Source organism: Mesorhizobium sp. W016 (genome assembly GCF_054719485.1).
On sequence record NZ_JBTTIF010000002.1, the window covers coordinates 3,092,994 to 3,105,642 of the forward strand.

General features: G+C 63.8%; 12 protein-coding genes and 1 pseudogene. 2 read left to right on the forward strand and 11 right to left on the reverse strand.

The window, feature by feature from the left end; genetic code table 11:
* Positions 1 to 3 precede the first annotated feature (3 nt).
* The 6 genes from ACYG9V_RS15425 to ACYG9V_RS15450 are packed head-to-tail and all read right to left on the reverse strand — an operon-like array spanning position 4 to position 5,960.
* Complete coding sequence (locus ACYG9V_RS15425; RefSeq protein ID WP_027049627.1) at positions 4 to 870, reverse strand: RDD family protein; 867 nt, start codon at positions 868 to 870, stop codon at positions 4 to 6.
* Positions 857 to 1,876: a stage II sporulation protein M gene (locus ACYG9V_RS15430; protein WP_050485775.1), complete on the reverse strand. Its 1,020-nt coding sequence runs from the start codon at positions 1,874 to 1,876 to the stop codon at positions 857 to 859. Before ACYG9V_RS15430 ends, ACYG9V_RS15425 begins: the two co-directional genes overlap by 14 nt.
* Positions 1,873 to 3,183, reverse strand: coding sequence for a DUF58 domain-containing protein (locus ACYG9V_RS15435; RefSeq protein WP_023705786.1), 1,311 nt, complete (start codon positions 3,181 to 3,183; stop codon positions 1,873 to 1,875). The genes ACYG9V_RS15430 and ACYG9V_RS15435 overlap by 4 nt, the downstream gene beginning before the upstream one ends.
* Positions 3,180 to 4,136 (reverse strand): AAA family ATPase, encoded by a 957-nt coding sequence (locus ACYG9V_RS15440; RefSeq protein ID WP_023705787.1) that lies wholly within the window; start codon positions 4,134 to 4,136, stop codon positions 3,180 to 3,182. Before ACYG9V_RS15440 ends, ACYG9V_RS15435 begins: the two co-directional genes overlap by 4 nt.
* Entirely contained in the window at positions 4,123 to 5,331 is a 1,209-nt protein-coding gene (locus tag ACYG9V_RS15445) for a DUF4350 domain-containing protein (RefSeq protein ID WP_352741684.1), read from the reverse strand. The genes ACYG9V_RS15440 and ACYG9V_RS15445 overlap by 14 nt, the downstream gene beginning before the upstream one ends.
* Positions 5,328 to 5,960 (reverse strand): DUF4129 domain-containing protein, encoded by a 633-nt coding sequence (locus tag ACYG9V_RS15450; RefSeq protein ID WP_023682900.1) that lies wholly within the window; start codon positions 5,958 to 5,960, stop codon positions 5,328 to 5,330. The genes ACYG9V_RS15445 and ACYG9V_RS15450 overlap by 4 nt, the downstream gene beginning before the upstream one ends.
* Before the next feature lie 150 nt (positions 5,961 to 6,110).
* Here ACYG9V_RS15450 and ACYG9V_RS15455 point away from each other — a divergent pair, with 150 nt between their 5' ends.
* A complete protein-coding gene (locus tag ACYG9V_RS15455) occupies positions 6,111 to 6,893 on the forward strand; it encodes a hypothetical protein (RefSeq protein WP_352765958.1) in 783 nt (260 codons plus the stop codon).
* 60 nt (positions 6,894 to 6,953) lie between these two features.
* Positions 6,954 to 7,832, forward strand: a complete 879-nt coding sequence (locus tag ACYG9V_RS15460; RefSeq protein WP_352765960.1) for a hypothetical protein — start codon at positions 6,954 to 6,956, stop codon at positions 7,830 to 7,832.
* 67 nt (positions 7,833 to 7,899) lie between these two features.
* On the opposite strand, the pseudogene ACYG9V_RS15465 reads toward ACYG9V_RS15460, so the two are convergent.
* From ACYG9V_RS15465 to ACYG9V_RS15485, 5 genes and pseudogenes are all read right to left on the reverse strand, one after another.
* Positions 7,900 to 8,133 (reverse strand): annotated as a pseudogene (locus ACYG9V_RS15465) (hypothetical protein); the annotation flags it as partial.
* Between the two features lie 66 nt (positions 8,134 to 8,199).
* Positions 8,200 to 8,511, reverse strand: coding sequence for a hypothetical protein (locus tag ACYG9V_RS15470; protein ID WP_352765961.1), 312 nt, complete (start codon positions 8,509 to 8,511; stop codon positions 8,200 to 8,202).
* Positions 8,512 to 8,775: 264 nt separating this feature from the next.
* Positions 8,776 to 10,416: an ABC transporter substrate-binding protein gene (locus ACYG9V_RS15475; RefSeq protein WP_460221969.1), complete on the reverse strand. Its 1,641-nt coding sequence runs from the start codon at positions 10,414 to 10,416 to the stop codon at positions 8,776 to 8,778.
* Positions 10,417 to 10,845: 429 nt separating this feature from the next.
* Positions 10,846 to 11,832, reverse strand: coding sequence for an alpha/beta hydrolase (locus ACYG9V_RS15480; protein WP_352765964.1), 987 nt, complete (start codon positions 11,830 to 11,832; stop codon positions 10,846 to 10,848).
* Positions 11,833 to 11,835: 3 nt separating this feature from the next.
* Positions 11,836 to 12,513, reverse strand: a complete 678-nt coding sequence (locus ACYG9V_RS15485; RefSeq protein ID WP_352765965.1) for an isochorismatase family protein — start codon at positions 12,511 to 12,513, stop codon at positions 11,836 to 11,838.
* Between the last annotated feature and the right edge of the window lie 136 nt (positions 12,514 to 12,649).

Here is a 12,649-nt window from a genome sequence, read left to right on the forward strand (position 1 = left end):
GATCTACCGCTGGTACTTATCCGCCTTACGCGTCCCCAGCAAAAGCTTGCGCTCAAGCTGTGCCCGCAGCTCGCCATAATAGGCGGTGAGGAAGGCCCTGGAATCGACCGGCTCGATCGTCATGCCGATCTTGCGCCCGATCGTTTCGGCCACGGCTTTCAGCGCGAAATAGTCGTCGCGGCGCAGCACCTCTTCCAGCTTGTGCAGTTCGGCGATGCCATAGGCATCGAGCTGCGCCTGGGTGAAGCGGAAGGCGCGGGTGGTGGTATCCTGGCGTTGCGACAGGTCTTCGACCAGCGCCAGCTTGGGCGCCTCCACCACCCAGGTTCCGGCCAGCAGGTCGCCGATGCGCATGCGGTCGCGGTTGAACAGCGGGAAGAGCGCAAACAGCAGCGTCCACACCAGCCCGAAGATCGTCGACAGCGTGTCGGCGAGCCCCATCTGGCTGCGGCCTAGGATGATCGACAGCGGCAGGAAGATCTCGATCTCGCGCATCAGGTTGCGGGCAATGACCTGATCGACTGACAGGCCGGCGCCGCTGCGCGATGCCACCCGGATGCCGAGCATCCGTTTGCCGGGTGTGGCGGCGCGGCGGCCGGCTTCGAAGACGATGAAGTAGGCGTTGCGCAGGAAGAAGATCAGGATGATCCAGACGATGAACAGCGGCTGCGCGCCTTCGCCTTTGAGGCCGGCCAGCCCGAACAGTGCAACGATCGAGATCACGATCGCCGTGACGATGATGATGACAAAGTCGAGCAGGAAGGCGGCGGCGCGAGTGCCGGCATCGACGAGCTTGATCCGGAGATCGACCCCTTCCGGCGTGATCAGCGGCCGTATCGTCGAGACGGTAGCACGCCTAGCGGTCGCCATGCCGCACCACCCTGAACAAATAGAAATAACAGAGCCACAGCGTCAGCATGCCGCCGCCAATGGCGTAGCGTGTAGCGTCGCTGGTGATCACCTGCCTGCCGATGCCTTCGAGCAGGCCGGCGAACAAAAGCATGATCGTCACCCCGACCATGGTGGTTGCCGCCACGCGCCCGGCATCGGCTGCGGCCGTCATCCGCGTCAGTTCACCGGGGAAGGCGATACGCGTGCCGATACGCATGCCGGCGGCGCCCGCCAAGGCGATCGCGAAGATCTCGGTGGTGCCGTGGATGGACAGCCATCCGCCCAGCTCGATGCCAAGCCCCTTGGCGACGTAGATTTGGAACATCGCGCCGAGCAGGCAGCCATTCATCAGGATCAGGAGCACGCTCGGCACCGCGAAGGCAAAGCCGAGCGCAAAGGCCAGGATCGCCACCTGGACATTGTGCGTGAACAGATAGGCGGCGAAGCCCGACAGGAAATTGCTGTCGGCGCCGTCATAAAGCACCTGCCGCAGCACTTCCGCCGATGCATCCGGGTTGCGCCCGCCGGCCAGGCTCGGCGGAATGATGGCGTCGAACCAGCCCTTGTCCTTCGCCACCAGCCAGTAGCCGGCGCCGGCGCCGACAAAGGTCAGGACGACCGACAGCAAGGTCTCGCGCCACAAATCGCGAATGGCATGCGGCCAGTCATGCAGAAAGAAATCGCCGATGCGCTGCCGCAAGCCGCGACGCGCGCCATAGAGGTAGAAGTAGCCGCGCAGGCACAGCGCTTCGAGATAGCTGACCAGCGCATTGTCGAGCGACGTCGCCCGCGCCACCGAAAGCGAGGACAGCGCCGAGCGGTAGAGCAGCGGCAGCGACAAAAGCTCGTCTTCCGACAGCGTGCGCGGCGCACGTTTCTCGACCCGGGCAAGCAGCGCCTCGAACGCCTTCCAGTCGGCCTCGCGCTCCGAACGGAAGCTCGCCAGCGACTGCCGCACCGCATCCTTGCCGACCAGCGCGTTCACAACAGATCCTCTCGCTTGAGTTCGAGATAGCGCTCGACCAGTGCCGGCCCGAGCCTCTGATGGTCGGCTTCGATGACATGCGCGCCGAGCAGCCTGAGCCTGCCGATGACGACCTGCCTTTCGCGCAGCAGCCCGCCGGCGACAACCGAGCGCGCCACATCCTCCGGTGCGTCCGGCGGCATGTCGGCCAGTGTCTCCAGTTCGACATCCTTCATCATCATGAACAGCACCAGATGCCGTTCGGTGAGCCGGCCGACGGTGCGCAGCATCAGTTCGGCGCTGATCGGATCGACGAAGTCGGTGAAGATGATCACCAGCGAACGCCGGTCGAGCCGCGCCGCCAGCGTCGTCAGCGCCAAAGTGAAATTGGTCTCTTCGGTGGAATAGTCGATTTCCGCTGCCCGCTTCTGGATCATGGCGAAGCTGGCGGAGCCGCGCACGGCACCGCTGGAAACGCGCGGCCTCGCGTCGAAGCCGAACAGGGAGACCATGTCGCCGCCCTTCAGCGCAATGAACGCCGACAGCAAGGCTGCGGTGACGGCGCGGTCGACCTTCGGCACGCCGTCGACGGGCTCGCACATCAGCCGGCCGCTATCGATGGCCAGCACGATGTTGTTGTTCTCCTCGATACGGAATTCGCGCGCCAGAAGCCTGCCGTGGCGGGCGCTGCGCTTCCAGTCGATCATGCGCCGGCCCATGCCAGGCTGGTAGTCCTTGAGCGCCTCGAATTCGCGGCCCTGGCCGGCGCGGCGCTGCGCATGTCCGTCGGGCAGCGCCTGGCGCTGCAGAAGCGTGATCGCCTCGTCGCGAGCGCTGCTGACGTTGGGCAGCACCGCCACCTTGCCGTCCATCGGCAGCACCACCTGGTTCCAGACCAGCCCGAACGGCCCGCGCCAGCGCACCCACAGGCGATCGAACCTGGCAATGCCGCGCCGCAGCGCCTGAAATCTGAGATCGAGCGATGCGCTGCCGGCCTCGGCGGTCGATGCGCCGCCGGTGCCGCCCACCGGTTGCAGCCGCTCGTCATGGCCAAGACGCGCCTGCACGGCGCGCGGCCGTCCGCCGAGCCTGGCGGTGACATTGACGGTGAGCTGGCCGCCGACGCTGACCTGCGGCGGGGCGTGGATGCTGGCGTTCAGAGAAGCCCGTCCGCGCCCGGCGGCCGCGTCCACGGCCAGGAAAGCAAGCAGCGCGCAGATCCACAACAGGCCGAGATACCACATCGACGGCAGCGCGAGCGCGATCAGGAAGGCCGGTATTGCACCGGCCGCACCTGCCCAGACTGCCCGGCCGCTCGGATAAATCAACGTGGCGCTTCCGTCTGGTCTACAAGGTCGGTCACGATCTGTTCGACCAGGCGGCCGTCGATCTGCGCCGCCGGCGACAGGATAACGCGATGGCGCAGCGCCGGCACGGCAAGCGCCTTGACGTCGTCGGGGATGACATAGGCACGCCCGTCGAGCGCTGCCCGAGCCCGTGCAGCTCTCGCCAGCATGGCGCCCGCGCGCGGGCTGGCGCCGACCTCGAGGTCGGGGCTTTCGCGCGTGGCCCGCACCAGCCTTGCGATATAGTCCACGACGTCGTCGACAAGCGTGACCTCGCCGACGGTCGCCAACGCCTTTTCCAGCGTCTTGCGGTCGGCCTGGGCGGTGATGCCGTATTGCTTGATATCGTGCGAGGCGGTGCCGCCGCCATGGTGGATGATGATCGCCTTTTCCTCTTGCGCGCCGGGGTAGCTCACCCGGTGCTTGAACAGGAAACGGTCGAGCTGGGCTTCGGGCAGGGGATAGACGCCCTGGTGTTCGATAGGGTTCTGCGTCGCCACCACCATGAAGTTCGGGCCGAGCGCATGAGTGGTGCCGTCGAAGGTGACGGCATGCTCCTGCATCGCCTCCAAAAGGGCAGCCTGGGTCTTGGGCGGCGTGCGGTTGATCTCGTCGGCGAGCAAAAGGTCGCAGAAGATCGGGCCGCGCGTCAGCGTGAATTGCCCGGTCTGGAAATTGTAGATGTTGGAACCGACGATATCGCCGGGCATCAGGTCGGGTGTGAACTGGATGCGGCCATAGGCGACGCCCAGCGCCTGGGCAAAGCAGCGCGCCGTCATCGTCTTGGCCGTGCCCGGCGGTCCTTCGAGCAATATATGCCCGCCGGCGAACAATGCCGTGAGCATCAGATCGACCGTATCGTGTTGCCCGGTGATGGCCTTGGCCACCTCTTCCCTGATCTGTGTCGCCAGGGCCTTCACATCATCGACGTTCACCGAGCCTCCTTGCCGTCCAGTCGTGCAGCTTTTCGGCTGCATCATGCATTTGTGTCAGGGTCTTTGCCGCGTTCGCAGCTTGCAGGCGGGTCGTGAAACCGCCGGCTTCGTCCTTGTCGCGGGAATCGAGCCAGCGGTCGAGCGCTTCGCCCTGCAAACCGTGCGGCGCGCCGAGCAGCGCGCCGGCGCGCACGCGTGCCAGTGCTCCATAGCGGTCGCCCAGTTCCTCCAGCCGGCCGGCGCGGCGCAACAGCATCGCCGTGGTATCGACCAGCGCGCGCTTGCCGAAGGCGATGGCGCGCTGATCGGCCCGTGGCGGCCCGAACCGGCCAAGGCCATGCAGGAAGGCAAGTGCCGCCGCCGCCAGGATGGTCAGCGTCAGCGCCAGGAAGGGCGGCTCGACCAGAAGCTTGGCGAGATCGTATTTTCGCCCGACGCCATGCAGCGTCAGGTCGAACATGACGGCACCCTCTTCGGGCTGGAGGAGCTCGATCAGCTTGAGCGCCGCCGCCGCCTTGTCGGGATCTTTCAAGCCAGCGTTATTGATGAGATCGGGGTCCGTCAGAATGTAGAACCGCTCGTCTTCGACCTCGGTCAGCACGGCCTTGCCGTTGCCGGCGGCAATCAGCGGGTGTTCGTCGGCCACCCATTGCAACTGGCCGGGAACGCTGACCATTTGCCCTGAGACGTCGAGTTGCTTGACCGTGGTCTCACCTTCGCCGAGCTTGGCCTTGGCGATGCGGCCGAGCCAGTCGTTGACCACCACATCCGGCAGCCGCTGGATCTTCATCTCCCAGCCTTCGTGCAAGGCCAGCGGCAAGGTCGCCCATTTGGGCAGCACGAACAGCGTATCCAGGCCCTTGCGAAGCTTGATGATGTTGGCAAGCGCATCCGGGTCGCTGTCGGGCGAAATGGTGACGATCAGGAGGTTCGTGTCGATCTGAAGATCGCTGTCGGACCGCGCCATGTCGGGCGCTTCGCCGGTCAGCTCCAGCCATTCCGCCAAGCCGGCATAGCCGATGCCGCTCTTCGACAGCGGGGTTGCGCCACCGACGCTCGGCTGGCGAAAGTCGGGCGCATAGGTGGACAACAGGAAGAAGCCCGCGGCCGCGAGCAGGCTGGCGAAAATGCCCCAGAACAGCGTCCTGCGGCTGAACGGCTCCTGCTGGGCGATCTCGGCTGTCGCGTCACTCACGTCCAGGCATCCCTGAAGACGAATCGCTCATAGGCGCTGCGCGCCTCCTGCCAGCCCTCGGGCCCGACCGGCCGGCGCGCGAACAGAGCGGCCTCGACGATGCGCGCGATCTGGGTAAAGGCGCCACGCGCCCGCGTTGGCAGCGACGCCGCTCCCGCGATATCGCGCGCGGTCAGCGACGGGCGCAGAAAGTCAGGCAGGCGGCCGGCAATGTCGGCAACGCTGCGGCGCAGCAGGAGATGCACCGCCTCGTCATACTCGCCCCGGGCGGCGAGCGCATCGGCTTCCGACAACAGGATCTGCGCGGCGCCAACGTCGGGGTGCCATATCGCTTCCGCCTCGGTCACGCTCTTTTTGCGCCACCAGGGCAGGCGCCAGGCGACGCCTTTCACTTCAAGGACAATCAGCAGCAGAATGATCGCGGCACCTGTGATCACCGCGCCCCAGAACAGGTAGATCATGTACGGGCCGAGCGATTTCAGGAACTCGCCCAGCGGTCTCAGCCACTCGGGTGTCTCGGGTGGTCTGTAGGCCGGCAGGTCGAACTGGATCGAATCGTCTGACAGCAACTGCTTGTGCAGTTTGGCCAGCCATTCGGCTTGCGCAGCGTCCGGCTGTGCAGCAGTCACCTTTTCGCCCCCATGCAACCTGCGGTTCGCGGGCCGACACTGGCAATGCAGCGCAACATTTGCAAGTGGGCTAGACGAGTGTCGTTAATCTTGGCAAATTTACTGCTGCAATCGTCGGCCAATATTCAGCGACGAAAAGGGGGGTACTTCATGACTTCGGCAACATTTGCGCCGCCTGAGAAATTTCAGATCGGCAGGGTCTTCAACAACACCTTCTCCGTCATCGGCCGCAACATCGGCCTGAGCGTCGGCTTGGCCTTTCTGCTTGCGGGACTGCCGACGATCATCATGCAGCTCTGGATCGATTCGCGCATGCAGGCGATCCTGCAGGTCGATCCGGGCGTGGCGGCTGATCCCCTTTTCGCCTTTCGCAATTCCTGGGTCTCGATCGTCGCCGTTTTCATAAGTTCCATTTGCGCCCTGTTGCTGCAGTCGGCGCTGGTGCGTGCCGCCATCGAGGATCTGAACGGCAAGCGCCCATCCTTCGGCGACAGTATTCAGACCGCTATTCGCTTTTTGCTGCCGACCCTCGGGATCGGCATACTGGTTGGCCTGGGGTCGGGACTGGCCTTCCTCGCCTTGGCAGTGCCTGGCATCATCCTGTGGCTCGGCTGGTCTGTCTCAGTACCAGTTCTGATCCAGGAGCGGCTCGGCGTGTTCGGCTCCATGTCGCGCAGCCGCGCCCTGACCAAGGGCAGCCGCTGGTCGCTGTTCGGCCTGTTCTTGCTCCTCTTCATCATCGCCATGGTCATCCAGTCGATGGTTGGCGTGGTTGTCTACCTGTTTCACGGCATTGCCGCGACCATCGTGGCGGGGCTGGTGCAGAGCGTGATGTCGATGGTGCTGTCGGTCGCCGCCGCGGTCGGCTATGTCGAGCTGCGCCAGGTCAAGGAAGGCACCAGCGTCGACGAACTGGCCGAGATTTTCTCATAAGCAGACGGCTTTGCACTGCCTTGACCCGGTTGGATCAAGGAAGCGCGGGGAGGAGGCATCATGACGTCACTGACGCAGGAACGACTGGAAAAATTTCGCATCGGCAGGGTTTTCAGCAACAGCTTCGCGGTCATTGGCCGCAATCTGGGTTTCCTTGCTGTGGTTGTCGGACTTTTCTCTACACTGCCCGCACTGCTGTACAATCTCTGGAACCTGTCCCGGGTCGCTACATTGGCGAACGTCGACAGCGCCGGGAACGCCGCCGCTTTCGAGACGTCGGCCATGGGAGACTACTCGGGCTTATCGATAGTCGCTTCCTTGATCATTTTCGTTCTGGCCTTGCTGGTGCAAGCGGCGCTTGTCAGGGCGGCAATCGAGGATTTGAACGGCAAGCGGCCGGTCATCGGCGACTGCATCCAGATAGCATTGCGCAGCTTCTTGCCCACGCTGGGCATAGGCATTCTGATCATTGTCACTCTGGTGGTGGCTGTTTTTGTGATGGTTTTCATCGCCTGGGTCATTCCCCCTATCGGGTGGCTGATCGGGCTTGCCCTGGCGTTTATCCCCGCTTTCATGTGGCTGATTTCCGTATCGGTTTCCGTGCCCATTGCGGTTCAGGAGCGGCTTGGCGTGTTCGGCTCGATATCGCGCAGCCGTGCCCTGACCAAAGGCAGCCGCTGGTCGATATTCTGGCTCCTGCTGATCATTGGCGTGGCGGCGATGCTCATCCAGGCGGTGTTCACTTTGTTTTTCGGACTGGCGGTCGCCACCACCGGCGGCATCACCGGCGTCGGTGTCCTGGTCGGAGCGCTCGGCAGCACTCTGGTGTCGACGATCTTTTCGACGATGCTGTCGGTGACCATTGCCGTCACCTATGTCGAGCTGCGCCAGGTCAAGGAAGGCACCAGCGTCGACGAACTCGCGGAGATTTTCTCGTAGAAGGCGAAAGCTGACTCGGCTGCTCGGACGGCGGGATCTCAGTGACAACAAGCGTGTTTCGCCTGCACGCTCGTCCGTGCTCGTTCCAGGTGAGGTTGTAAAAAGGCCCGGCGGCATAGGCGATGCCCCAATGCACGAAGGCGCAATCAGGATCTGTCTCCAGCGCCTTCTCGAAGCACTTTATGCCTTCCTCATGGTTGAAGCCGTAGCACCAGTTCAGCCCGATATCGAACCAGCGCTGCGTCTCGGCCGAGGCGGTGGAGATTGGACGGCGATAGGTGCCGAGGTCGAAGTGGTCCATGCGTTCTCGTGCAAAATATCGCGGCCAAAGTGTATCAGGCCTTGAACTCAATCTTGGGGTGCTGACCTAGGTAAAGTGCGAAGCAATCTGTTCGACAGGGTCCTTGTCTGTGCGCACCAAAAGCCAGAAGATCAGCCCTGTAGCGCCACCGAGTATCCCTATGAAGGAGCATGCATAGAGAACTCCGCCGATTCCCAATGGAGGACTCCACTTAATGAGGCCGAAGACAAACGCTGGAACAAAAACTGCCAGAAAGCCAACGACGACGTATACCCAAAAAAACTGCCAGCGCCGTCGGGTGAGGACATAGAAGGCCGGAATTCCTACCACCGCCTCCACAACATAGAAAACAAGGGTTACGAAGATGAAGCCCGACAACGGCCCCGTCTCAGGGTGGTTCGCATGCCAATTGTAGCCGGGCAGGATCGCCGGAATTGGGTGCAAGAATGAAAGCCCAACGGGCGCGCATGTGTATTCTCCGGAATGACGCGAGCCCACAGCGGCGCCTCGTCGACACACCAGACCGATCCACGATCGCCGCGTCAAGACAAACACCGTCGTAAATGCTCGGAGTGCGCTGCAGGTATTTACCTGAGCGACATACCGCTCAGGTGCCAGCCGGTATGCGGCGTCCCCGAACGATCACCCCTCCAGCCACACCTTCTCAAAATGCTGCTCCAGCGACTGGTGCTGTTCGCAGCCCTGCACGCCTTTGCGATAGGTGCGGTAGACCGAGCGCCAGTAGGGCTGGATGATGATGCCGGCATCGCGCAGATTCTGCTCGATCCTGGCCATGATCTCCTTGCGCTGGGCGGCGTCCGGCGTTGCCAGCGCCTTGTCGAGAAGCGTGTCGAATTCCTTGTCGGCATAGGCGCTTTCGTTCCAGGCGGCGCCCGATTTGTAGGCGAGCGCCAACACCTGGACGCCGAGCGGGCGGCCCAGCCATTCGGTTGTGGAGAAGGGGTATTTGCTCCAGTCGTTCCAGAAGGTCGCGGCGGGCAGCACGGTTCGCTTGATCTTCAGGCCGGCCTCACGCATCTGCGCGGCGATCGCATCGCCGGTGCTCTTTTGCCATTCGACGTCGACCGAGATCAGCTCGAATTCGTGGTCCGTCTTGCCGGCCTCGGCGAGCAATTTCTTGGCCTGTTCCGTGTCGCGCTTGGCCGGGCCGATATCGGCAAATTCCGGATGCATCGGGCCGACATGGTGGTTGTCGGCCGGCTTGCCGCGGCCGCCGAGGCCGAGCGCCAGCACGGCGGAATTGTCGACGGCAAGCTGGGCGGCGCGGCGCACCTTGACGTCGTCATAGGGTGCGTTGCCGACATTGAAACGGGCAACGATGGTCGATCCGGTGGCGATCTCGGAATTCAGCAAGCCCATCTGCTCGGTCTGCGACACGGCGTCGGACGCGGTTTCGTGGTCGGTGTCGATCTCACCGGATTCGAACGCCGACAGCATGGCGTTGGGGTCGGAGCCGTAATCGACCCATTTGATGCCATCGAGATGGAAGTCGCCTTTCCACCAGGGCTTGTCCTTGCGCTTCACCTCAGCACTTGTCTCGGCATTCCAGCTGACCAGTTCGCAGGGTCCGGTGGTGATCGCCAGCGCCTTCATCGGATCGTCGCCGCCCTCATAGGAGCGGTGCATGATCAAAGCCGGATAGTCGGCCATCCCTGCGATCAGCGAAATGTCGGGCTTCGGCAGGTTGAGTTTGACGGTGAAGTCGTCGACCTTCTCGATGCCGCCGTCGACCGGTTTCCTGGTGTCGGCATTAATCAGCGCACCCATGCGCGCGGCGACCGAGTTGCCGGCGACGGAAGCATCGCACCAGCGGGTGAGATTGTGGATGACGTCGTCGGCGTTGAAGGCGTCGCCATTCGACCAGGCGATGCCCTTGCGCACATGCAGCGTCAGCGTCCTGGCGTCGTCGCTGGTTTCCCAGCTTTCGAGCAGCCACGGCTCGAAGGTGAAGTCGCGGTTCCAGCGCACCAGATATTCGTTGCAATGGCGCGCCACATTGGACATCTCGACACCGTCGAAGGTGCGCGGATCCTTGAAACCCTTGACGTTCATGGCGACGCGCAAGGTGCCGCCGCGCTTCGGCTCTTCGGCCCGGGCAGGTGACGCGCTGAGGCCGCCCAGCGCCAGCGCGCCGGCAGCACTGACGCCAAAGCCGGCCATGATGGCGAGATATTCGCGCCGGTTGACGCCGCCTTTCCTGAAATCATCGGCAACGGGCTTCGCCTGCGGGTGCAAATTACGGTCGGTCAGCATGAATTTCATCGTCGTTCCCTTTTTTGTTGGGCGCCCCGACGGTCCGCTTCCGCTGGGGGCGGATGCGATCGCCGAGGCGCCGTTGCCTGAGCAGGTGATGATAAAGCGGGCCGACACCGGGAAATGTTCGCTTTTCCGCAATTCTTGTGCACTGCTCCGCAGTGGGAGTGCAGACAATCTCCCCCTTGTGGGCGCGGCAATCGCATATGGATTTCGGCGCTTTGCGCTCCACGAATACCCCCACCCTTAATCCCTCCCCACAAGGGGGAGGGAGACTCGGCAGCGCTGAACTCGGCAGATTGGCCACGTTGAGCGCCGCAATATGGCGGGCGGCAGCGTTCCCTCCCCCTTGTGGGGAGGGCTAGGGTGGGGGTCCTCTTCGCAAAAATCTCATATGCGATTGCCTGCCCATGAGGGGGAGATCAGCGCTTCGCCGCCTCAATATGGCCAGTCGTTCTTGCCGAGCACGGCGACGGCGGCGATGGCTGCAAGCGTGCACACGAACGCCTCGCCGGCGCGCTGAACACTTTTGCGGGCGCGCAGAAAACTGTGCACCAGCCGCGGCTCCTCATACCACCAGGCGCGGCCGCCGGCGGCAACGATGCGGTCGCGATAGGTCTCGCCGTCCGATGACAGCGGATCGCACTGGGCAGTGATGATGACAGTCGGCGGCAGGCCGGAGAAGTCGTTGTCTTTCAGCGGAGAAAAAGTCGGGTCGTCGGGCGACTGTGCCGGGGCAGCGCGAATGGTGCGGTAGAACGCGATGTCGCGCAGCGTCAGCAACGGTGCCTCGGCATGTTCGACATACGAGCCGGCACTCTCGTCGCCGCCGAGGCCGGGATAGATCAGCACCTGGCCGGCCGCCCGGCGCAGGTGGCGGCGAGACGCGTGCGCGACCGCGGCGGCAAGGTTGCCGCCGGCGCTTTCGCCGACGAGCACGATCGGCAGGTCCGTTGTCACCGCCGCCCATTCGAACACGGTCAGCGCGTCGTCGAAGGCGGCCGGGTGGGGATGTTCCGGCGCCAACCGGTAGTCGGCCGAGACAACGTCGAAACCGGTGCCGGCGCAGATCTCGGCGCAGATGTCGTCATGGCTGTCGAGCCCGCCAAGCACAAAGCCGCCGCCATGATAGTAGACGATGACGGCGCGCACGGGCTTGCCCGCCATCCGATAGTAGCGGATCGGGATGGCGTGCCCTGCATCTGCGGCGATGATGCCGCCGCTGGCCGAAACCCCTTTGGGATAACCCTGATGGAAGGCGCGGCACATCGCATCATAGACCGACCTTTGCTCGGCGATCGGAAGTTCGGCGATATCTGGCGGGAACCAGTCATTGACCAGGTCGATATACTCCCACAGCGCCGGATCGAGCAGGGTGGCGTATTTCCCCCGCCTGGCGGTCTTGAGCTTGTGGACCGTGCCCATCTCTCAGAGCTCGCCGTAGAGCCGTTTGGCGTTTTCAAACGTGAAGCGCAGCGGTACCGAGCCTTCGACCTGCCATGCATCGATGGTGTCGCCCGCCATCAGCCGGCACGCGTCTATCGTGTTGGTGACGGCGCCGCCATAGAGCCGGTTGGCAAGGTTGAGGATGGCGGTCTGGTGCATGGCGGCACTGCCGCTGCCGCAGGCATCCTTGACCAGAAGCACGCGAAAGCCGGATGCGACCGCGTCCTTCACGGTGGCGTCGATGCAGGCCTCGGTCCAGACGCCGGCGACGATCAGCCATTCGATGCCGCGCGCCTTGAGTTCGGTTGTGGCAGGCCCGGCGCCGAAGGCGCTGGCCTGCGTCTTGACCAGCATCGTCTCGCCGGCCGCGGGCGCCACTTCCGGGCAGATTTCCGTCAGCGGGTCGCTCTTGTCGGAAAAGGCAGACTTGCCGTCGGCGTCGAGCGGATGGAACGGACGCGCTTTGGCGGTATCGACGATATAGGCCCAGTGGTAGAGCGGCACGAAGTTGCGCCGCGCCGCCGCCTGCAGGCGCTGGACGTTGGCCAGCACCTCGCCAAAGCCTTCGACCAGATAGCGCTTGTCCTGTCGATGCTCTTCCTGGAGGTCGATGAACGCCGCGGCGACCGTGCCGCGTTTGATCGAGATCGGGCTTTTCATGCGGATAGGCCTTGGTTCGCGACCAACGCTATTCCGTTCAGCGAAGTGGCGCCAACAGTGGTGATTGGCCGGTGCCTCCCCACCTTCGTCATCCACGGGCGAAGCAGGAGCGAAGCTCCGTCGCGGAGACCCGAGG

Excerpts from the sequence above, each read along its gene's own strand:
- ACYG9V_RS15425 (WP_027049627.1), bottom strand. The coding sequence starts at position 870 with ATGGCGACCGCTAGGCGTGCTACCGTCTCGACGATACGGCCGCTGATC.
- ACYG9V_RS15455 (WP_352765958.1), top strand. The coding sequence starts at position 6,111 with ATGACTTCGGCAACATTTGCGCCGCCTGAGAAATTTCAGATCGGCAGG.
- ACYG9V_RS15460 (WP_352765960.1), top strand. The coding sequence starts at position 6,954 with ATGACGTCACTGACGCAGGAACGACTGGAAAAATTTCGCATCGGCAGG.
- ACYG9V_RS15475 (WP_460221969.1), bottom strand. The coding sequence starts at position 10,416 with ATGAAATTCATGCTGACCGACCGTAATTTGCACCCGCAGGCGAAGCCC.
- ACYG9V_RS15480 (WP_352765964.1), bottom strand. The coding sequence starts at position 11,832 with ATGGGCACGGTCCACAAGCTCAAGACCGCCAGGCGGGGGAAATACGCC.
- ACYG9V_RS15485 (WP_352765965.1), bottom strand. The coding sequence starts at position 12,513 with ATGAAAAGCCCGATCTCGATCAAACGCGGCACGGTCGCCGCGGCGTTC.